General features: G+C 57.6%; 19 protein-coding genes. 11 read left to right on the top strand and 8 right to left on the bottom strand.

Going from position 1 to position 21,276, the window contains the following annotated elements; translation table 11 throughout:
- Positions 1–114: 114 nt before the first annotated feature.
- Together ABLN87_RS14230 and ABLN87_RS14225 are read right to left on the bottom strand one after the other, a co-directional pair.
- On the bottom strand, positions 115–1,173 hold the full coding sequence (locus tag ABLN87_RS14230) for an ABC transporter ATP-binding protein (RefSeq protein WP_353011236.1): 1,059 nt from the start codon (positions 1,171–1,173) through the stop codon (positions 115–117).
- The gene (locus ABLN87_RS14225) at positions 1,170–1,976 is read right to left on the bottom strand and encodes an IclR family transcriptional regulator (protein ID WP_353011234.1); all 807 of its coding nucleotides are present in this window, start codon (positions 1,974–1,976) and stop codon (positions 1,170–1,172) included. Before ABLN87_RS14225 ends, ABLN87_RS14230 begins: the two co-directional genes overlap by 4 nt.
- Positions 1,977–2,116: 140 nt before the next feature.
- Here ABLN87_RS14225 and ABLN87_RS14220 point away from each other — a divergent pair, with 140 nt between their 5' ends.
- From ABLN87_RS14220 to ABLN87_RS14175, 10 genes are all read left to right on the top strand, one after another.
- The gene (locus ABLN87_RS14220; RefSeq protein ID WP_353011232.1) at positions 2,117–3,376 is read left to right on the top strand and encodes an ABC transporter substrate-binding protein; all 1,260 of its coding nucleotides are present in this window, start codon (positions 2,117–2,119) and stop codon (positions 3,374–3,376) included.
- A 93-nt stretch (positions 3,377–3,469) separates the two neighbouring features.
- Positions 3,470–4,396, top strand: a complete 927-nt coding sequence (locus tag ABLN87_RS14215; RefSeq protein ID WP_353011230.1) for a carbohydrate ABC transporter permease — start codon at positions 3,470–3,472, stop codon at positions 4,394–4,396.
- Between the two features lies 1 nt (position 4,397).
- Entirely contained in the window at positions 4,398–5,246 is an 849-nt protein-coding gene (locus tag ABLN87_RS14210) for a carbohydrate ABC transporter permease (protein ID WP_170534862.1), read from the top strand.
- A 23-nt stretch (positions 5,247–5,269) separates the two neighbouring features.
- Positions 5,270–6,610, top strand: a complete 1,341-nt coding sequence (locus tag ABLN87_RS14205; protein ID WP_353011228.1) for an alpha-glucosidase/alpha-galactosidase — start codon at positions 5,270–5,272, stop codon at positions 6,608–6,610.
- A 12-nt stretch (positions 6,611–6,622) separates the two neighbouring features.
- Positions 6,623–8,332, top strand: coding sequence for an IlvD/Edd family dehydratase (locus tag ABLN87_RS14200; RefSeq protein WP_353011226.1), 1,710 nt, complete (start codon positions 6,623–6,625; stop codon positions 8,330–8,332).
- Entirely contained in the window at positions 8,332–9,099 is a 768-nt protein-coding gene (locus ABLN87_RS14195) for an SDR family NAD(P)-dependent oxidoreductase (protein ID WP_353011224.1), read from the top strand. The genes ABLN87_RS14200 and ABLN87_RS14195 overlap by 1 nt, the downstream gene beginning before the upstream one ends.
- 4 nt (positions 9,100–9,103) lie before the next feature.
- Positions 9,104–9,997, top strand: coding sequence for a 2-dehydro-3-deoxygalactonokinase (locus ABLN87_RS14190; protein WP_353011223.1), 894 nt, complete (start codon positions 9,104–9,106; stop codon positions 9,995–9,997).
- Complete coding sequence (locus tag ABLN87_RS14185; RefSeq protein WP_353011221.1) at positions 9,994–10,599, top strand: 2-dehydro-3-deoxy-6-phosphogalactonate aldolase; 606 nt, start codon at positions 9,994–9,996, stop codon at positions 10,597–10,599. The genes ABLN87_RS14190 and ABLN87_RS14185 overlap by 4 nt, the downstream gene beginning before the upstream one ends.
- On the top strand, positions 10,596–11,456 hold the full coding sequence (locus ABLN87_RS14180) for an SMP-30/gluconolactonase/LRE family protein (RefSeq protein ID WP_353011219.1): 861 nt from the start codon (positions 10,596–10,598) through the stop codon (positions 11,454–11,456). The genes ABLN87_RS14185 and ABLN87_RS14180 overlap by 4 nt, the downstream gene beginning before the upstream one ends.
- Positions 11,453–13,369 carry a beta-galactosidase gene (locus tag ABLN87_RS14175; RefSeq protein WP_353011217.1) on the top strand — a complete coding sequence of 639 codons (1,917 nt, stop codon included), beginning with the start codon at positions 11,453–11,455 and terminating at the stop codon, positions 13,367–13,369. Before ABLN87_RS14180 ends, ABLN87_RS14175 begins: the two co-directional genes overlap by 4 nt.
- 38 nt (positions 13,370–13,407) lie before the next feature.
- Here the strand turns inward: ABLN87_RS14175 and ABLN87_RS14170 are convergent, their stop codons facing one another.
- From ABLN87_RS14170 to ABLN87_RS14155, 4 genes are all read right to left on the bottom strand, one after another.
- Positions 13,408–14,676, bottom strand: coding sequence for an ABC transporter permease (locus tag ABLN87_RS14170; protein ID WP_353011215.1), 1,269 nt, complete (start codon positions 14,674–14,676; stop codon positions 13,408–13,410).
- Positions 14,673–15,593: an ABC transporter permease gene (locus tag ABLN87_RS14165; protein WP_353011213.1), complete on the bottom strand. Its 921-nt coding sequence runs from the start codon at positions 15,591–15,593 to the stop codon at positions 14,673–14,675. Before ABLN87_RS14165 ends, ABLN87_RS14170 begins: the two co-directional genes overlap by 4 nt.
- Positions 15,594–15,605: 12 nt before the next feature.
- Entirely contained in the window at positions 15,606–16,718 is a 1,113-nt protein-coding gene (locus ABLN87_RS14160; RefSeq protein WP_353011211.1) for an ABC transporter ATP-binding protein, read from the bottom strand.
- 116 nt (positions 16,719–16,834) lie between these two features.
- Positions 16,835–17,959, bottom strand: a complete 1,125-nt coding sequence (locus tag ABLN87_RS14155) for an extracellular solute-binding protein (RefSeq protein ID WP_353011210.1) — start codon at positions 17,957–17,959, stop codon at positions 16,835–16,837.
- A 221-nt stretch (positions 17,960–18,180) separates the two neighbouring features.
- Here ABLN87_RS14155 and ABLN87_RS14150 point away from each other — a divergent pair, with 221 nt between their 5' ends.
- Entirely contained in the window at positions 18,181–18,525 is a 345-nt protein-coding gene (locus tag ABLN87_RS14150; protein ID WP_353011208.1) for a hypothetical protein, read from the top strand.
- Here the strand turns inward: ABLN87_RS14150 and ABLN87_RS14145 are convergent.
- Together ABLN87_RS14145 and ABLN87_RS14140 are read right to left on the bottom strand one after the other, a co-directional pair.
- Positions 18,517–19,608, bottom strand: coding sequence for an ABC transporter ATP-binding protein (locus ABLN87_RS14145; RefSeq protein ID WP_353011207.1), 1,092 nt, complete (start codon positions 19,606–19,608; stop codon positions 18,517–18,519). The two genes, ABLN87_RS14150 and ABLN87_RS14145, sit on opposite strands and share 9 nt — an antisense overlap.
- Positions 19,609–19,611: 3 nt before the next feature.
- Positions 19,612–21,267 carry an alpha-glucosidase gene (locus tag ABLN87_RS14140; protein ID WP_353011205.1) on the bottom strand — a complete coding sequence of 552 codons (1,656 nt, stop codon included), beginning with the start codon at positions 21,265–21,267 and terminating at the stop codon, positions 19,612–19,614.
- Between the last annotated feature and the right edge of the window lie 9 nt (positions 21,268–21,276).

Below are 21,276 nucleotides of genomic sequence, written 5' to 3'. Positions count from 1 at the left end.
GGCCTCCCATAAATGAGGTTTGGATTGGAATCAATCACTCAACGTCGCGCGTTTTGCCACGGGTCGCAGGACCAGGTCACGAAGGATGTCGGATACAAGCGACGGGCCCGCCGCTTACCTAAACCGAAGCCCCGTCTCAGGATCAAACACCATCGCGCGTTCGGGCTCGACTGAGATGCCAATCCGTTCGCCGGTTGTACTGCGCTGGTCATCGCGTTCTTCGACGATCAGTTTTTCGCCGCTTGGCGTCAGCAGATAGGAATAGGAGACGCCACCCAGCGCCTCGGTCAGATCAACCGTACAGTTTTCAGCGGAACGGTCGATCTGGATATGTTCAGGCCGCATACCCAAGGTCACTTTGTTCAGCCCGGCAGGAACGTTGGCTGAAATCGGCAACCGAGCACTGAGCGCAGGGTGCGTCACATGGCCGTCGGCATAGTCGCATTCCAGAAAGTTCATCGCGGGCGAGCCAATGAAACCGGCAACAAAGCGGTTATCGGGGTCCCGGTACAGGTCCATCGGGGCGCCCACCTGTTCGATCCGTCCGTCTCGCAAGACCACGATCTTGTCGGCCATGGTCATCGCTTCGACCTGATCATGGGTCACATAAATCATAGTCGCGCCGATTTCCTGATGTAGACGAGCGATTTCCACGCGCATCTCAACCCGCAACTCGGCGTCAAGGTTTGAGAGTGGTTCGTCAAACAGAAACACCTCGGGGCCACGCACGATGGCGCGCCCAATCGCTACGCGCTGACGCTGCCCCCCGGACAGGGCCTTGGGTTTGCGTTTCAGATACTGATCCAGCTTCAGTATGTTCGAGGCTTCTTGTACCTTCTTGTCGATCTCACCTTTGGCCACGCCGTTCATGCGCAGACCAAAGCCCATATTCTCGGCCACAGTCATGTGCGGGTACAGCGCATAGGTCTGAAACACCATTGCCACGCCGCGCTTGGCAGGGTCCATATAGGTCACCTCGCGTGCGCCGATATGGATTTGGCCTTCCGAAGTCTCTTCAAGCCCAGCAATCATTCGCAACAACGTGGACTTGCCGCAACCCGAGGGGCCGACAAACACACAGAACTCTCCATCTTCAATCTGCAGATCAATCCCGTGGATGACCTGTGTCTGGCCATATCGTTTGATCGCTTGGTTCAGAGTCACACCTGTCATGTCCCTTGCATCCTGTCTTCCAGAGTGTTCGGGCGGGTCTCGGGGAACCGCCACGCCTGTGCCTCGGCCCCGATCTGTTCGGCGACGCGCCGAACCCGGGGAACCCAAGCTTCCAATTGTTCGAAACTCATTCGGTCGGTTGAGCCAGTCACAGAAATCGCGCCCAGCATCCGCCCGCCGGCGGTGAGGATCGGGCAAGCGATACAGATGATGCCAGGCTCATGCTCTTCGTCATCCACGGCAAAACCGCGCGCGCGAATACGGTCCAAGTCAGCGCGCAGGGCCGCTTCGGACGTCAACGTCTTGTCGGTGAACCGGTGATAGCTTTGCTGAGAAACGGCCTTGTTCAGCGCCTCTTCGCCCAGAAAGGCCATCATCGCCTTGCCGACGCCTGTGCAATAGGCTGGTCCGACCTTTCCAGCCTGCGAATACATCTCGACCGGCTGCGCGGCGTTGCGTTTATCGACATACAAAACCTGGCTGGAATCGAGCTGTGCCAGATGCACTGTCTCGCCTGTTTCCCGGCTCAGCGAATCCAGAAATGGCCGCGCGATCGGAGCCAGAGAGCTTTGCGTCCAGGCCACGTGGGCCAGACGAACCAATCGCAAACCGGGCGTGTAGGTCTGCCGATCCGGGTCATAGGAAAGCATGCCCTGGTTGGTCAGGCTTTGCAGAAACCTGTACAGCGTCGCCTTGGGAAAATCGCTGCGGTCCAGCAGTTCCGCAAACCGAACCGGGCGTTCGAACGACGCCACCTGATCCAGCACATCACATGCTTTGCCTATTGTTCCGTCACCTGCCACGGGTGCGAGATCTCCTCCGTTTGACCCTCTCCATCCTCATGAGGGTCTTGACAAGACTAGCCGAGTCGATGTGTAGTTTTCAATATATAAAACTAGGTTTCAATATATGAAACCAAAATGGAAGCTTAAGGGAGGAAACCATGCATTCCATGTTCAAGCGCACTGCGGCTGCTCTAGCGGCTAGTGTGGCACTTGCCGCGCCCGTTGCGGCCGAGCTGACCGGCGAGCTGCGGATATTCCTCGATACATCGAACCCGGCGCCCCGTGCGACCATGGAAGCGATGATCGAGCGGTTTGCGGCCGAACACCCGGGGCTTGAGATCGAGACAACTGTGATCGACCGCGAAGCCTACAAGACCCAGATCCGCAACTTCCTGACGGCGGACACGCCTGATGTGGCAACATGGTACGCGGCCAACCGCATGAAGCCTTATGTCGAAGCTGGTCTGTTCGAAGACGTCTCGGACCTTTGGGCCGAGCCCGAGATTGCTGATAACCTTGCCTCGACCAAAGGTGCGATGACCATTGATGGTAAGCAGTGGGGCGTGCCGTATACTTACTACCAGTGGGGCGTTTACTACCGTAAAGACATCTTTGATGAGCTGGGCCTGAGCGAGCCGACCACCTGGGAAGAAGAGCTGGCAAACTGTCAGAAAATCGTCGATTCGGGCCGGGCCTGCTACACCATCGGCACCAAGTTCCTGTGGACCGCTGGTGGTTGGTTCGACTACCTGAACATGCGCACCAATGGCTATGACTTCCACAATCAACTCGCCAATGGCGAAATCAGCTGGGAAGACGACCGGGTTAAGCAGACCTTCGCCAACTGGAAGCAGTTGATCGACATGGGTGCCTTCATCGACAATCACCAGACCTATAGCTGGCAAGAGGCCCTGCCCTTCATGGTCAACGGCGAAGCCACAGCTTACCTGATGGGCAACTTTGCCGTAGCGCCGCTGCGCGAGGCTGGCCTGACTGATGATCAACTGGACTTCTATCAGTTCGTTGCCATCAACCCCGATGTCGAATTGGCAGAAGACGCCCCGACCGACACCTTCCACATTCCGGCCAACGCCTCGAACAAGGAAGCCGCACGCGAGTTCCTGCGCTTCGTTGTTTCGGCGGACGAACAGACCGAAATCAACAATGGTGCAAACCTGGGTCAGCTGCCTGTGAATGCGCAATCCTCGGTGGATGACGACAAGTTCCTGCAGCAGGGCTTCACCATGCTGTCGTCGAACAGCCCGGGCGGTGTTGCTCAGTTCTGGGATCGTGACGCGCCTGCGGAAATGGCCAAAGTGTCGATGGAAGGCTTCCAGGAGTTTATGGTCAAGCCGGACAATGCCGACCGTGTTCTGGCCAAGCTGGAACGTGCGCGCCAGCGCATCTACGACAACTAAACGGAGCTGGCCAGGCTAAAGCCCGGCCTACCCAAAATGCAATCGCAAGGCGGCGTTTGCCCGCCTTCATCCCACCAAACCCGGAATGCCGCCATGACCATCGCCGCAAACGCCTCAGAGCAGGAAAGCTGGTTCCACCGCAACCAACAGCGCATTGCGCCGTGGTTGTTCCTGGCACCCGGCCTGCTGTTTTTTATGGTCTATGTGATCATCCCGGTCTTTCAGTCCTTCAACCTGTCTCTTTATGAATGGGACGGTTTGGGCGCGGCGGAATATGTCGGCTTTCGCAACTACGAGGACCTGTATTGGGAATGGGTTGATCGGGATGCGTTTTATATCTCGCTGAAGAATAACCTGATCTGGCTGATCCTTTATCTGGCTGCGATCCCAGCGGGCCTGTTCATTGCGCTGTTCCTGAACCAGACAGTCTGGGGCATCAGACTATACAAATCTTTGTTTTTCTTTCCCTTCGTTATCTCACAAGTTGTCGTCGGCCTTGTTTTCACGTGGTTCTACGACCCGACATTCGGCTTGTTGAACGAGTTTCTAGGCTTCTTTGGCATGGGTCCGCTCAACGTGCTGGGCGATGAGAGGTTCGTGACATACGGCATCATCTTTGCAGGCCTCTGGCCGCAGACGGCCTATTGTATGATCCTCTACCTGACCGGCCTGAATGCCGTCGACCCTGAACAGATCGAAGCCGGACGGCTGGACGGCGCAAAGGGCGGCAGGATGCTGTGGCATATCATTCTTCCGCAACTGCGCCCTGCGACCTTCATCGCCTTTGTAGTAACTATCATCGGCGCGCTGCGGTCGTTCGACCTGATCTCGATCATGACCCAGGGCGGGCCGTTCGGCTCCTCCCGCGTGCTGGCCTACTATATGTTCGAGGTCGCTCTGTCGGAGTACGGTTTCCGCATGGGCTACGGCGCTGCCATCGCGGTGATCCTGTTCCTGATTATGCTCTGCTTCATCGCCTACTTCCTGTGGTCGATGTACCGCGAAGAAAAGGGGCACTGAGATGTTTCCCAAACCCATCGAAAAACAACCCCGCGCGGCACAGATAACCTATCAGGCCATGCTGCCATTGGCGTTGCTATTGTGGCTAGGGCCGCTGCTGGCGGTTGCCCTGTTCTCGGTCAAACCCGCTGCTGACTTTACGAATGCCAACTATTGGGGAATGCCATCCAGTTTCGAAGGCGCGTTCAACTACGGACAGGTCTTCTTCAATTCAGATATGCCACGCTATCTGATGAACTCGTTCCTGATCACAATCCCGACGGTGATCGGCTGCGTCGCGCTTAGCACCATGACCGGGTTCGCGTTGGGTATCTACAAGTTCAAATCGAACATCTGGATCTTCTTCATGTTCGTGGCGGGCAACTTTGTACCGTTCCAGATCCTAATGGTACCGGTTCGCGACCTGACGCTGGAACTGGGTCTCTACAATACCAAAACCGGCCTTGTGCTATTCCACATCGCCTTCCAGACCGGGTTCTGTACCCTGTTCATGCGCAACTTCATCCGTGCCCTGCCTTTTGAGTTGATCGAGGCCGCACGGGTCGAGGGCATCAGCGAATGGCGCATTTTCTGGTACGTTGTGTTGCCGCTGATGAAGCCTGCAATTGCCGCGCTCAGCGTGCTAATTTTCACCTTCATCTGGAACGACTATTTCTGGGCAGTAGTATTGACCCAAGGCGCTGAAAGTCAGCCTGTCACCGCAGGGATCACCAGTTTCAACGCGCAATTCCGCGCTGCCTATCAATTGATGAGTGCTGGTTCCATCGTGGCAGCCCTGCCGCCGGTGGCCATGTTCTTCCTGATGCAAAAACACTTCATCGCGGGCCTGACCCTCGGTGCCGTAAAATAACGTCAAACCAAAGGTTTGCCTCAATGACAAAGATCGCCTTCATTGGTGCGGGCTCCACGATCTTCATGCAGAATATCGTGGGCGACGCGCTGCTGACCCCTGCGCTGGCCGATAGCCATTTCGCGCTGATGGACATCAATCCCGAACGTTTGGCCGAAAGCGAATCCGTGGCCCGCGCCATGATCCGCTCGGTCGGCACAGGTGCGACCGTTTCCACACACGCCGACCGCCGCGCGGCGCTGGACGGGGCGGATTTTGTGATCACCGTGTTCCAGATTGGCGGGTACACGCCTTGCACGGTCGCCGATTTCGAGATCCCAAAACAATACGGTTTGCGCCAGACTATCGCTGACACGCTGGGTATTGGTGGCATCATGCGCGGATTGCGTACGGTTCCAGTCCTGTGGGACGTCGCGCGCGACATGATGCAACTCTGCCCCAACGCGACGCTACTGCAATACGTAAACCCGATGGCGATCAACACCTGGGCGCTGGCTGAACGTTTCCCGACCCTGAAGCATGTTGGCCTCTGCCACTCGGTCCAGAACACGGTCGAGGAACTGGCCCATGACCTGGACCTGCCCAAGGAAGAATTCCGCTACAAGGTCGCGGGCGTCAATCACGTCGCGTTCTTCCTAAAACTGGAACATCAGGGCCGCGACCTTTACCCCGCTCTGCGACAAGGATATGCCAGCGGGCGCTTGCCCAAAGCTCCACTGTTGATGCCCCGTTGCCCGAACAAGGTGCGGTATGAGGTTATGGATCACCTTGGTTACTTTTGCACCGAAAGCTCGGAACATCTTGCCGAATACGTTCCGTGGTTCATCAAGGACGGACGCGAAGATTTGATCGAGCGGTTCTCGATCCCGCTGGACGAATACCCCACCCGCTGCATCGAACAGGTTGCAAGCTGGAAAGAACAAGCCAAGACACTGACCGATGGCCGGGATATCGAAGTCTGCCGCAGCCATGAGTTCGCCGCCGACCTGATGAACGCCATCGTCACCGACGCGCCCTATGCGGCCTATGGCAACTTGCCCAACACTGGCCAAATCCCACAATTGCCCTTGGGTGCCGCGGTCGAAACCCCCTGTTTGGTAGACAGCAACGGCGTGCAGCCTTCGGTGGTTACCGATATCCCGCCTCAATTGATCGCCCTGATGCGGACCCAGATCAACGTGCAGGAACTGACGGTGCGCGCACTGGTTGAGCAAAACCCAGAACACATCTATCACGCCGCCATGATGGACCCGCACACCGCCGCCGAACTGGATTTGCGGCAAATCCGCAGCCTTGTCACCGATCTGCTGACAGCTCATGCCGACTGGCTGCCTGATTGGTGCCGCCCAGCCCGCGCCGCTTGAAAGGCCCCGCATATGACGAAGAAACGCCGTTCACAGCATTGGTACGGAAAACTCGACAAGGATGGCTTCATCCACCGATCGTGGATGAAGAACCAAGGCTTTCCCGACCACGCCTTTGACGGACGTCCAGTTATTGGCATCTGCAACACCTGGTCCGAGCTAACCCCCTGCAATTCGGGCCTGCGTGATCTGGCCGAGGGCGTCAAACGCGGCGTTTGGGAGGCCGGGGGCTTCCCGGTCGAATTCCCGGTAATGTCGCTAGGCGAAACCCAGATGAAGCCCACCGCCATGCTGTTTCGTAACCTGCTGGCGATGGATGTCGAGGAATCGATCCGTGCCTATGGCATCGACGGCGTCGTACTGCTGGGCGGTTGTGACAAGACCACACCGGGGCAGTTGATGGGTGCGGCGTCCGTCGATCTGCCATCGATTGTTGTCAGTTCTGGCCCAATGCTGAACGGCAAATATCGCGGTCAGGATATCGGCTCCGGCACCGATGTCTGGAAGTTTTCCGAGGCTGTCCGGGCCGGAGAGATGACCCTGCAGGACTTCATGAACGCCGAATCCGGGATGTCCCGCAGCGCCGGAGTATGCATGACTATGGGCACAGCCAGCACCATGGCCTCGCTGGTCGAGGCGATGGGCATGTCCCTGCCCACCAACGCCGCCCTGCCCGCCGTCGATGCACGCCGCATGGCGCTGGCGCATCTGACCGGCAAACGGATTGTCGAGATGGTGGACGAAGACCTCAAACCGTCGGATATTCTGACCAAGGAAGCATTCGAGAATGCCATTCTGGCGAACGCGGCGGTCGGCGGTTCGACCAACGCTGTGGTACACCTGTTGGCTTTGGCGGGTCGTGTCGGTGTGGATCTAACCCTGAAAGACTTTGAAATCGGGTCGGAAATCCCACTGCTGGTCAACTGCATGCCTTCGGGCAAATACCTGATGGAGGATTTCTGCTACGCAGGCGGCGTGCCAGTTGTTCTGAACGAACTCAAATCCTCCCTGCGACCGGCCAAGACAGTTTTGAATAAGGATATCTCGGCCCATTACGATGGGGCTGAATGCTTCAACACAGACGTCATCCGTCCATTCAACAACCCGGTGAAACCTGCCGCAGGCCTGCGCGTTCTGCGTGGCAACCTTGCGCCAAACGGGGCCATCGTGAAGCCTTCAGCAGCCACTGACGCGCTGCTGGAAACCGAGGCTGAGGCATACGTTTTTGAAAACATCGAAGACCTCAAAGCCAATATCGACCGCGATGATCTACCGGTGACGCCCGAGACCGTTCTGGTCCTAAAAGGCTGCGGCCCACAGGGCTATCCCGGCATGCCTGAGGTTGGCAACATGCCGATCCCGGCAAAGCTGGTGAAAGAAGGCGTACGCGACATGATCCGCATTTCCGACGCGCGCATGTCGGGCACCGCCTATGGCACCGTCATCCTGCATGTCAGCCCCGAAGCGCAGGCCGGTGGCACCTTGGCGCTGGTCAAAACCGGTGACCGCATCCGTATCTCGGCCAGCAAGGGCGAGATGGAATTGCTGGTCGATGACGCGGAACTGGACGCCCGCCGCGCCGCATGGCAACCGGACGACCCGCACTACACCCGCGGCTATGCAAAACTCTATGTCGACCATGTGCTGCAAGCCGATCAGGGCGCTGATCTTGATTTCCTTGTCGGCAAAGACACCCGCCTTGTGACCAGAGAGAGCCACTGATGACCCAACCCGCGACATTCCACGATCTGAACGGGGCCTCGGTCTATATCACTGGCGGCGGCTCGGGCGTTGGTGCTGCGCTCACCGATGGTTTTTTAACCCAAGGGGCAAACGTGGCCTTCATCGGCCGCTCAGACGCCAGCGCCTTTGTCGAGGAGATGCGCGAGAAACACGGGCGCGCACCGCTGTTCATGCAGGGCGACATGACTGATACCGAACTGCTGCATGCCACGATGCAAAAGGCAGCTGAGGCACATGGTCCCCTGGATGTATTGATCAACAACGCGGCCAATGACAAACGTCATTCGCTTGAAGAGTCCACCACCGAGTTCTGGGACTGGATGATTGAGGTGAACCTAAAGGCCTACTACTTTGCCTGCCAGGAGGCAGCGCGCCAGATGCAGGACAAAGGCGGTGCGATCGTCAATTTCAGCTCGATCAGCTATATCATGGGCAACGCGGGCTATCCGATCTACACGACCTCGAACGCGGGCATCACCGGCATGACACGGTCGCTGGCGCGCGAATTAGGCCCGCAAAACATCCGCGTAAACGCTCTGGCCCCCGGCTGGGTCCTGACTCAGAAACAACTGGATATGTGGGCCACGCCCGAGGATCTGGCTGCCCATCTGGAACGCCAATGCCTCAAGGAACATCTGACACCAGAGGACATGATTGCGCCAACGCTTTTTTTGTCCTCAAACGCAAGCCGCGCCATGACCGGGCAGTGCATGGCCGTCGATGGTGGCGTCGTGGTATCGGGGTGAGGATATGAAGGCGGAGTGGATTGCTGTCGATTGGGGAACCTCTCACCTGCGGGCCTGGGCCATGCAGGGCGACAGGGTCGTGGACCGGGCGCAGTCCGATCAGGGCATGTCGCGCGTGGCCAAAGGTGGGTTCCAGACCGCGCTCTTATCAATAGTCGACCGATGGCTAGGCGATAGTCCGGTCGATGTCATCGCCTGCGGCATGGTCGGCGCGCGGCAAGGCTGGGTCGAGGCCCCTTATGCCGCCGTACCGTCAGAACCGGTGGCCAATGTTCCAGTGCGGGTGCCGGGCACGGATCCCCGCATTCGCGCCTTTGTTGTGCCCGGCCTGAAACAGACGACACCGCCAGATGTCATGCGCGGCGAAGAGACCCAAATCGCCGGCTTTCTGGCTGCACAACCCAATTGGGATGGGGTCTTGTGCTTGCCCGGCACGCACACCAAATGGGTACAACTTAGCGCGGGTGAGGTTGTCAGCTTTCGCACCTTCATGACCGGAGAGATGTTCGAGCTGCTGCGCGGGCAATCGGTGCTGAGACACTCGGTCGGCCAAGGCTGGGACGATGCGGCCTTTAGCGAAGCGGTGGCCGACACGTTGTCAAAGCCCGAAAACCTAGCAGGTCGCCTGTTTGGTCTGCGTGCCGCTGACCTGTTGCAAGGGCAGGACGGGGCTGTCGCGCGCGCGCAGCTGTCAGGATTGCTGATCGGGGCAGAACTCGCCGCCACACGAGCCTATTGGTTGGGGCAGCAACTGGCCGTCATCGGTGCAGATCAGGTCGCCAATATCTATGCGCAAGCCCTGCAACAACAGGGCGCATTTGTCGAAACTGCTGATGCCACAGAGGTCACCCTGGCCGGGTTGGCTCTGGCCCGCAACCTGACGAGGCAAACCGCATGAGTCGCCCGATCATTGCCATTCTACGTGGCTTGCAACCAACCGAGGCCGAAGCGGTTGGCCGCGTTATCATCGATGCGGGTATCGACCAGATCGAGGTACCGTTGAATTCGCCCGACCCGCTTGAAAGCATCGGCCAATTGGCATCAGCCTTCGGAGATAAGGCGCTAGTCGGTGCCGGGACGGTTCTGACTGTCGAACAGGCCGAAGACGTTGCCCTTGTGGGCGGCAAACTGATCGTTTCACCAAACTACGATGCCGAAGTGATTGCGCGCAGCGTAGCATTGAATATGCAAAGCTGGCCGGGCGTCTTCACCCCCACCGAAGCTTTTGCGGCGCTGAAGGCAGGAGCGAGCGGGCTGAAACTGTTCCCCGGCGTGATGGCCGGGACATCGGGCTTGGCCGCGCTGCGCCCGGTCTTGCCAAAGGGCACGCTGGTCTACGCTGTCGGCGGTGCGGGGCCTGAGAACTTCGGCGCCTGGATCGCCGCTGGTGCGGATGGGTTTGGCATCGGCTCGGCGCTCTACAAGCCGGGTATGAGCCTCTCTGAAATTGCCGACCGCGCGCAACAGATCGTCAGCGCTTATGACTCGGCCATCGGATGAGTCAGGTATTTGACAATCGCCCCTGTGATTTGGGGGAAGGGCCTTTATGGCACCCGGAACGGCAGCAGCTTTTCTGGTTTGATATCAACAACAAACGTCTGATGACCCGCGAGGCGGACGAACAAAACAGCTGGGATTTCGCGGAGCATGTGTCGGCAGCGGGTTGGGTAGATAAAGATACTCTGCTGATCGCATCCGAGACCGGGTTGTGGCGATTTTCGCTAACCAGCGGCGAGAAGAAACCCGTCTGCCCGTTGGAAGCGGACAACTCCGTCACCCGGTCCAATGACGGGCGTGCTGATTCGTGGGGCGGGTTCTGGATTGGAACCATGGGCAAACAGGCCGAACCACATGCCGGATCGATCTATCGGTTCTGGCGGGGTGAGCTGCGCCGTCTGGTTCCAAACGTCACGATCTCAAACGCGATCTGCTTCGCGCCCGACCGCTCTTGCGCGTACTATACCGATACGACGACACAGCAGGTCATGCGTTGGGGGCTAGACCCTGAAACCGGCTGGCCAGAGGGTGAGGCTTCGGTTTTTCTGGATCTCCGTGATGAAGCCCTGAACCCGGATGGCGCAGTTGTCGACGCAGCGGGCCATATCTGGATCGCACAATGGGGCGCGGCGCGGGTTGCGTGCTATGATCCTTCGGGGCAATTTCAGCACGCGGTGACATTTGACGCCGCTCATACTTCGTGCCCCGCCTTCGGCGGCGACGATTTGAACACGCTTTTCTGCACAACGGCCCGCGAGGGGCTGAGTGCCGAGGCGCTTCGAGACCAACCCAGAAATGGAATGACCTTCTTTGCCCCAAATGCAGGGCAAGGCCAGGCAGAACACAGAGTCCTTTTATGAAACCCGAACTTGGCGTTTGCTATTACCCCGAACACTGGCCCGAGGCTGTTTGGGCCAAAGATGCCGCGCGCATGGTTGAGACCGGCCTGCGCTGGGTCCGGATCGGTGAATTCGCCTGGAGCCGGATGGAGTCGCAGCCCGGCAATCTGCAGTTCGACTGGCTGGACCGCGCAATCGAAACACTGGGCGCGGCAGGGTTGAAGGTGGTTCTTGGCACACCGACGGCCACGCCACCCCGCTGGATGTTGGACAAATATCCCGACATGCTTGCGGTCGATGTACAAGGTCAGCCACGTAAATTTGGGTCGCGCAGACATTATTGTTTCAGCCATGCGGGCTATATCGACGAATGCGCCCGCATTACCCGTATCATGGGTGAACGCTACGGGCGAAATCCGCATATCGCGGCCTGGCAGATCGACAATGAATATGGCTGCCATGACACGACGCTCAGCTACAGCGGGTCTTCTCTGAGCGCGTTTCGGCAATGGTTAGCTGATCAGTACGGCACAATTGAAGCGCTGAACGAGGCGTGGGGCGGTGTGTTCTGGTCGATGGAGTATAACCACTTCGACCAGATCGATCTGCCCAACCTGACCGTGACCGACCCAAACCCGGCTCATGTGCTCGCCTTCCGTCGTTTCAGCTCGGATCAGGTTGTGGCATTCAACAAGGCTCAGGTCGATGTGCTTAGGCCGCTGACCGATGCACCCTTGCTGCACAATTACATGGGCCGCGTGTTGGAGTTTGATCATTTTGATGTCGGGGCTGATTTGGATATCGCCACCTGGGACAGCTATCCGATCGGGTTCCTTTCGGATCGGCTGGAGGATGATCTGGACCACAAGACCAGATATCTGCAACAGGGTGATCCCGATATGCAGGCGTTTCACCATGACCTGTATCGCACAGTCGGGCACGGGCGCTGGTGGGTGATGGAACAACAGCCCGGCCCGGTGAATTGGGCCCCTTACAACCCGGCCCCCCTGCCAGGAATGGTCCGCCTATGGTCGCTTGAGGCTGTGGCGCACGGGGCCGAGGTGGTCAGCTATTTCCGCTGGCGTCAGGCCCCCTTTGCGCAGGAACAGATGCATGCGGGCCTGTTGACTTCAAACAATGCGGATGCGCCTGCGATGGCCGAAGCGCGCCAGACAGCCGATAATCTGACGGCGTTAGGCACGGTAGAACAGCAGCAAGCACAGGTTGCCATTCTGTTCGACTATGCCTCGGACTGGGCCTGGACCACACAACCGCAGGGGGCCGGGTTTGACTATTTCCGGCTTGTGTTTTCGGTCTACCGTGCCCTGCGGCGCGCCGGGCTGTCGGTGGATATTTTGTCGGCAAAAGACATTCCACAGGGCTACAAACTGATCCTGGCACCGGGTCTGGCAACGGTGGAGGATGATCTGGAACAGCGCCTGACAGATGCTTGCGATCTTGCCATCCTCGGCCCCCGCAGCGGAGCAATTACCCGTGAATTTCAGATCCCCACAACCGGACGGCCCGGCTTGGCAGGTTTGGATTGCGATGTGGAGTTGGTCGAGACACTTCCGCCCAACATACACCGGCCCGTGGCTGGAGGCGGCACCGCGCAGCATTGGATCGACCGACTGACGGGGAACGCCACGGATGTGCTGAGTTTCGAGGACGGGACACCAACGATGAAGGGCGCAGGCGGATTGTGGTATCTGGCCGGGTTCCCGGATGCCCAGCTTTGGGACCGTATTATTGCGATGGCCGCAGAACAAACCGGCCTGACCCTTACGCCAATGCCCGTAGGGCTACGCCGCCGCGACACGTCAGAGCACACGTTCCTGATCAACTATGACGCCAATGCGGTAGAATGGGACGGGCACAAGATCGCGGGTTGCGATGTGGCGATCCTGAACCGCATACCGCCCGAGCAGAGCTAAATCCGTTCGGGCGGCAGCAGGTTTTCTTAGGCCAAAACCTAGTCGTTTTGCAGACTGTTGGGGTCAAAGACCCCACCAAACCCACTGTTGTTCGACGGCTGGCTTTCAGAGTCCGAGCTTTCGTCACCGCTCGCGTCATCATCCCCACCTAGCGTGTTAGGGGCAAAGACATTCCCAAAACCGCTGTTGTTTGACGGCTTCGGTGCGGTTTGAGTGCCGCCTTGCTCGGCCTCTTCCGCCTCGCGCTGTTTGCGACGCTCTTCGCGTTCCTGACGCAGCTGCTGGATGCGCTGTTCAGCCTCAAACTGCTTTTGCGCGCGTACATCCGCGATACACTGACCCGGATCATAGGCGGTGGCGGTGCCAACTACAGTGATCGTCGCCACCGCAAACACCACAACCAGAACCGCAGCCATATTGCCCGAGAAGAAGCCGGGCAATTTGATCTTGCCTGCCAGTTCTTCCACAGTGGCGTTTTTGCGCGCTGCTGCGACCAGTTCCTGACGTTTCAGCTTGGCTTCGTTCAGCAGGGCAAAGAACACAGTCAGCGCCACGATGATAAAGGCCAAGGCCGAGATCGAGGGTGTGATGCCATACCGTACCTTCTGGGCCAGCTCGATAGTCAGCGTCGGGTACTCACCAAAGGTGAATGTGGTGGTGTTGTAGTTCTCGAACGACGCGAGGAACGCCAGCACCGCCGCTGATGCAATCGCCGGGCGCATGAAAGGCAGCAGGATCTTACGAAACGCCTGCGCATGGCTGGCTCCCAGATCCAGTGCCGCCTCGGTCAGAGCGATGTCATAGCGCTGCAGCCGCGCCACCAGCACCAGCATGCAATAGCTGGCTATAAAGGTGGATTGCCCGATCACCGTCAGGAAGATGCCATTTGACAGGAAGCTATCCGCCCCAAGCCCTAGCATGCGATTGATCCGATCCCAAAAGACCAGTGTTGAGATGCCCAGAACCACACCCGGGATCAGGATCGGCGCGATGATGACGGTATAGTAGGTCGCGCGCAGCTTGGGCCAGATCTGCGTCAGCATCAACGCACCCGCCAGACCCATCGCCACCGACAGAACAACCGTACCGGCCCCAATGATCAGTGAGTTCTTGATGCCGTTCAGAATGCGTTGATCCTGAAACAGCTCTCCGAACCACTGGAAGGTCAAGCATTCCCACGGGCTCATCCTTGGAAAGCTGGGAGAGTTGAAAGCCGTGACCGACATGATCACCAGCGGCCCCAGCAGATACAGGAAGAAGATTGCCAGATAGACCCAGATGCTTATGCGGAGGAAGGAATTGTTCATTTCCCGATATCCCCCATATTCACCTTGAACAGGCGCATCACAGCCAACACGAACAGGATACAGGTCACCAGCAGCACGATGGCGTAGGCGGCCCCCTGCGGCCAGTCATTGTTGTCATTGAATTGCTGATAGATCAGCTGCGTGAACCACAGACTGGACGGCCCGCCCAGAATTTGCGGCGCGGCCAGCGCCCCCGCAGACAGCATGAACACCATGGTACAGCCCGAACTGATCCCTGGCTTGGCATAAGGAATGACTACACGCCAATGTATCCGCCACCAGGGCGCGCCCAGATCCCGTGCAGCCTCGATCTGATTGCCATCCAGGCTTTCAATCACATTATACATCGGGAAGATCATCAGCAGGATATAGGCATAGCCAAGGCCTGCATAGAGCGCGATGTCATTGCGGATGAAGTCAAACGGCACATCCCAGATGCCTAGACCCATGAACAGAGTGTTCAGCACGCCGGTTTCACCGAAGATAATCCGCAGAGCAAAAGCCCGCAGAATCTCGTTAATCCAGTAGGGAATAATCAGCATGATCGCAAAGATGCGGATGTGATTGCCCTTGGATTGACCCAGATAATAGGCAATCGGATAGCAGATGATCAGGTTAAAGATCGTCACGCAGACCGCCGCCAGCAGCGTGCGGAAAAACACCCTTAGGTCGACTGCGTTGTAATCCTGGCTACCACCTTCTGGCCCGTAGATCAGGTATTTATAGTTCTCCAGCGTATAGACGTCCTTGGGCCCACCGATCTCGGGCGGGGGCAGGTTCGGACGGAATGAGAAGTCCAGCATCGACAGCTGAGGCAGAATGATCAGGCCGATGGTCCAAAAGAGGACCAGACCCAGGATCATCAACCCCATGCCGGTGCCATTTCGGTTGAAGAAGTCTTTCAGAAACTGGGGCATCTGTCTGACCCCTTACTCTGCCGCCAGTTCACCCGCTGGAACCAGAACCGCGTTGCGGGTCTCGTATTCCAGCGTGATCATCTGGCCGGTGTGATCTTCGAAGGACTGGCCTAGGTTGGGCAGCGAGACTTTGATCTCTTTACCGCCATCCCCTTCGGTGAAGATGTTGAACACATTGCCTTCAAATTCTTCATGCTTCACCTGCGCGGTCACGAAATGATTGCCGGTGCTTCCTTCAGGCGCGATGGCAAACGCCTCGGGTCGGACAAACATCATTGCGTCGTCCCCCTCTTTCAGCTTGCCTTGATTGGCGGTCGAGATGCGGGCCACCAGATCGCCGGACCGGTTGGTCGCGATCAGCGCCTCATTGCCCATCACCTGCTTGATCTTGCCACGGAACACATTGTTTTCGCCCACAAAAGAGGCTGCAAAAGCCGTGTTGGGATCGTTATAGATGGTCTTGCCATCCGCGATCTGGTCGATCACTCCGGCACGCATGACGGCGATATTGTCCGACATGGTCAGCGCTTCACCTTGGTCATGAGTGATATAGATAAAGGTAATGCCAACGCGCTGCTGAATTTCGCGCAGCTCCGTTCGCATATGCTGGCGCAGCTTCAGGTCCAGCGCCGAAAGCGGTTCGTCCAGCAGCAGAACATCAGGTTCCGCGCACAGCGCGCGCGCGATGGCAACCCGTTGGCGCTGACCACCGGAAAGCTCACTTGGCAGCTTGTCGCCCTGCCCCGGCAGAGCAATCATGTCCAGCAGCTCATCCGCGCGCTTGCGGCGTTCTGCGGCGCTGGCGCCTTTGATCTCCATCGAAAAGGTGATGTTCTCCCAGACTTTCATCAAGGGAAACAGCGCGAGGTTCTGAAAGATCAGAGCGGTCGGGCGCTTGTTCGGCCCGATGCCGCGCATGTCATTGCCACCGATCAGAACCTTGCCTTCGCTGGGGTCCAGAAACCCCGAAACCGCGCGCAGGATCGTGGTCTTGCCACAGCCCGAGGGGCCAAGGAACGAAAAGAAATCGCCCCCGTTTATGTTCACATTGGCATCTCGTACGGCGACAAAATCGCCAAAACGGATCCACAGGTTTTCCAGATCTACTCCGACCCCTGCACTCATCTTAGATATCTCCGACTGGTGCGCATGATGCTCGCACCCTGATAGGGCCTGACGCGCCTTTACGGCGCTCAGGGGTTTGCCCCTCGCCAATTGGCGAGGGGCTGGATGTTAAGCGATCAGGCGCTTTTGAACTTGTTGACGAACTCGGTCCGCGTTTCCGCATACCAGGGTGCTTCGGCAGGCCAAGGGTTAAGGTTGGCCAGCGAGTCACCCGGATAGGCTTCTGCAAAGTTCTTCTTGTAGGTGTCACCCGAATATTGGTCGGCACCCAAAACAGGCGAGTTGTAGCCGTGGCTGTCAATCGCCACGCCCGCCGGTTTCGCCTGATAGGCAAAATCGATAAAGGCATAGACCTGTTCAACATTCTGCGCACCGGTCGGCATCGAGATGCCATCGACCCAGGCCATCGCACCCTCGACCGGAGCCTGATAATGCACCGGCTCGCCTGCAGATTTCAGCGCCAGCGGCGGACCATCCCAGGTTTGGCCGACGACCACACCTTCGTTCAGCAGACCGTTCTTTTGGGTGTCGGCGTCGTTCCAGATCAGTTTGATCCGATCTTTGCGGGCAACACACCAGTCGGTGATCTGGCCCCAGACCTTGCGCATGGTATCTTCGTCACCATAAGCCGCCCAGACCGAACCAGGCTCCATCTCGCCCGCGCGCTCCATGTAAAGACCTGCACCCAGCATCATCGAATGCGCGCGACCCATGGTTTTGCCTGCGTTCGCTTCGGACCAGACATCGCCGTAAGATGGCGCATCACCTTCTGGCAGCCACAGGTCGGTGCGGTAAGCGATACCTTCCGTTCCCCAGATATGTGGCAGCCAATGCGCACCGCTGTCGCCAAAGTTCCACGCATCCGTACCAATTTGCGCCATCGCCGGGTTCACCAGATCAACCGGCACCTTGTTCATGTCGAACGGCTGCAGCAGCTCCAGCGGTTCCCACTGAAGCGAGCGGTTGTTAGTGGGCGACACGATGTCAAAGCCCTGACCTTTGGTGGCCTTCATCTTGTTGATGATTTCTTCGTTCGATCCGATACCGGTATAGTTCACTTTGATTCCGGTCAGCGTTTCAAACTCTTGAATGAAGCTGGGTGGCAGGTAGTCCGACCACATCAGAATGTTGATTTCGCCCGACGATGCGAGCGCAGTTTTGCTGTAAAGCGGGGCCGCCAAAGCAGCAGCGCCTGCGCCTTTCAACACCGTACGTCTGGAAAGATTTTTCCGATCGACCATTTTGTATCTCCCATGGTTAGTCGTTAGTTTTTTTGTTTTGATTGCAGGCCAGAACTTCACGGCAGAGCTGTCAGCTCAAAAGTGACAGTTGGAAATTTCAATAAGTCCAGTTTGCAACCCCGTCCTGCTTCTTTTGCTTCCGGGTACGAAAATACGCCGGACGGCCTCACCTTAGGCTGTGATTGTGAAAGGACCAACAAGATACTTATGTGTTGTAAAAAATGAGGGGTATTGCAGCCTTGATAAAGGTTTGGCGCTCGCATGGGCCATCCCACCATCACGCTATCTCTCAATATAAGTCCTTGAAAATAAATAATAAATATCAGATTGTGATCGTACAGCGGCCAGACGCCTCGATCCGCACCGATTCTTCGAATCAATTAGCGCAAAAAGCGCTCAAGTGCGGTGACTCAGTAGATCTTGGCAGCTTTAATGGGCACATGCTTGAAATCGACAGTGAAGGCGTGTGCCAACACCTCACTCCTATGCGCATGATCTGGCACTATAAAACTGCATCGGCACCCAAAATCAGCGCGCTGCTGGGATGCGTTGCAAGATCAGGCTGAATGCCGGCGCATCGACACGCCATTGTGGAACAGATGCACCTTTTCCGGTGCCGCAGTCACCGATACGGACTGACCACGCAAATTGCGCTGGACACCGGGTAGTTTGGCGATGACCGACTCAACCCCCTCGGATTTCTCGAAATAAAGCAACGTCACCTCGCCCAGGGCTTCGGTGAAATCCACGGTTCCGGTCAGGATCGGAGAGTCCTCGGTCAGCACAAAATCTTCAGGACGAACGCCAATATTCACCTCGCGCCCTTCATCGCTGGCTTCGGTCGGGATCGACGAAACCGCAGTGCCGCCGGACGCCAGCGCGATGGTGGTGGTGGCCCCGGTGCCGGTGATCCGTCCCGGAAGCAGGTTCATCGAGGGCGATCCGATGAATTGCGCAACGAACTCGTTGTCCGGTGTCTCGTACAATTCCAAGGGCGTGCCGACCTGTGCAATGCCTTTGTTGGCCAACACCACGATGCGGCTGGCCAATGTCATCGCCTCCACCTGATCGTGGGTCACGTAGATCATGGTACTGTCTGGCATCGCCTCTTTCAGACGTGCGATTTCGATCCGGGTGGCTACACGCAGCGCGGCATCAAGGTTCGAAAGCGGCTCGTCAAACAGATAGACCTTTGGATCGCGCACGATCGCGCGGCCAATGGCAACGCGCTGGCGCTGGCCACCTGACAAAGCCTTGGGCAGACGATCCAGGAACGGTTCAAGCTGCAAAATCTGCGCGGCACGCTCGACCGAGGCATCAATTTCCGACGCAGGCATCTTGGCGATCTTCAGGGCAAAAGCCATGTTTTCGCGCACGGTCATATGCGGATAAAGCGCGTAGCTTTGGAACACCATGGCAATGCCGCGCTGGGCAGGCGGAACATCGTTCATGACCTGCCCTTCAATCTCAAGCGTGCCGCCAGTGATTTTTTCCAACCCGGCGATCATCCGCAGCAGCGTTGATTTCCCACAGCCCGAAGGACCGACAAAGACAATCAGTTCACCTTGATCGATATCCAGATCGATATGTTTCAGGACATCAATGGGGCCATAGGATTTGGCTACATCCGTCAGTTTGAGTTCAGACATGGTTTATCCCTTTCCCCTGACCATCAGGCAGAATTGCGCGGCATCCAGCGTGATCTGACCTTCGCCCTCTACCGCACCCAGATCCTGACCAACGGCGCGCCAGTGGCCCTGAGGCAGCGAGATTTCCGCAGCCTCTGATCCCAGATTGAAGGCGCAAAACACCTGTTCAGTCTCATTTTCACGCAGGAAGGTCAGAACCGTTCCGGTCTGCTCCATCTGTGCCTGTTCACCGGTCGCCAGGGCCGGATGCGCGTGGCGCAAAGCAATAGCACGGCGATAGTGGTTGAGCATCGATTGCGGATCAGGCTCTAACCGGTCGACAGCCTGTTCGGCCTGTGCAGCACTGACCGGCAACCAGGGCTCGCCTGCGCTGAACCCGGATTGCTCATCCTGTGACACCCAGACCATGGGTGTGCGGCAACCGTCACGCCCTTTGTATTCAGGCCAGAATTCGATGCCATAGGGATCTTGCAGCTTCTCAAACGGAACATCCGCTTCGTGCAGGCCCAACTCCTCGCCCTGATACAGGCAGGCCGAACCGCGCAAACACATCATGAGCACCGCATATTGCCGGGCGGCAGCCTCACTGAGGTCCCAGCGCGACGCATGGCGCGCAACATCATGGTTCGAGAATGCCCAGCAGGGCCAGGCATCCCGCGCCTTTGCGGATAATTGGTCAAAAACCTGCTTGGCATAGCTTGCCGTCAGCACCCGTTTCTCAAGAAACTCGAACGCGTAGCACATGTGCATCCGCTTATCGCCTGTTGTGTATTCCCCCATGATCTCAAGCCCACGCTGCGCGTCGCCGATCTCACCCAGACAGGCACGGCCCTCGTATTCATTCGTCAAGGCGCGCAGGCGCTCCAGAAACGCGATGTTTTCCGGCTGGCTTTTGGAATACAGATGGTTTTGGTGATTATAGGGGTTTACGGCTGGCGCGATCGAGGCATTGCGTTGCTCGATCGAAAGGGCTGGGTTGTCCCGCAACTCTCTGTCGTGAAAGTAAAAGTTGATCGTATCCAGACGGAATCCATCAACCCCCAGTTCCAACCAGAACCGCGCCATATCCAGCAGGGCATCCTGCACCTCACGGCAATGGAAATTCAGATCGGGCTGTGAACTCAGGAAGTTATGCAGGTAATATTGCAGACGGCGAGAGTCCCATTGCCAAGCCGAACCGCCAAAGATCGATAGCCAGTTGTTCGGCGGCGTCCCATCGGGCTTGGGGTCGGCCCAGACGAACCAATCGGATTTAGGATTGTCTCGGCTGGCACGGCTTTCACTGAACCAAGGGTGCTGATCCGACGTATGCGACAGGACCAGATCGATCATGACCTTCAGTCCCTTGGCATGCGCCTTGTCCAGAAGCTCCTGAAAATCGGCCAGAGTGCCAAACATCGGGTCCACGTCCCGATAGTCACTGACATCATAGCCAAAATCCTTCATCGGAGATTTGAAGAACGGCGATATCCAGATCGCATCCACGCCAAGCGATGCGATATAATCGAGCCGTTGGGTGATGCCTTTCAGGTCGCCGATACCATCGCCATTGCTATCCTGAAAGCTGCGCGGGTAGATCTGATAGATCACCCCACCGCGCCACCACTCGGACGACACTTTGGTTGCTTTGGAAAGTTCTGTGGTGTTCTGCACGTTCATCAGACGCCT

It is taken from the genome of Ruegeria sp. SCP10, from assembly GCF_040329495.1.
GTDB lineage: Bacteria > Pseudomonadota > Alphaproteobacteria > Rhodobacterales > Rhodobacteraceae > Ruegeria.
This window is presented reverse-complemented; position numbering and strand designations above follow the sequence as displayed.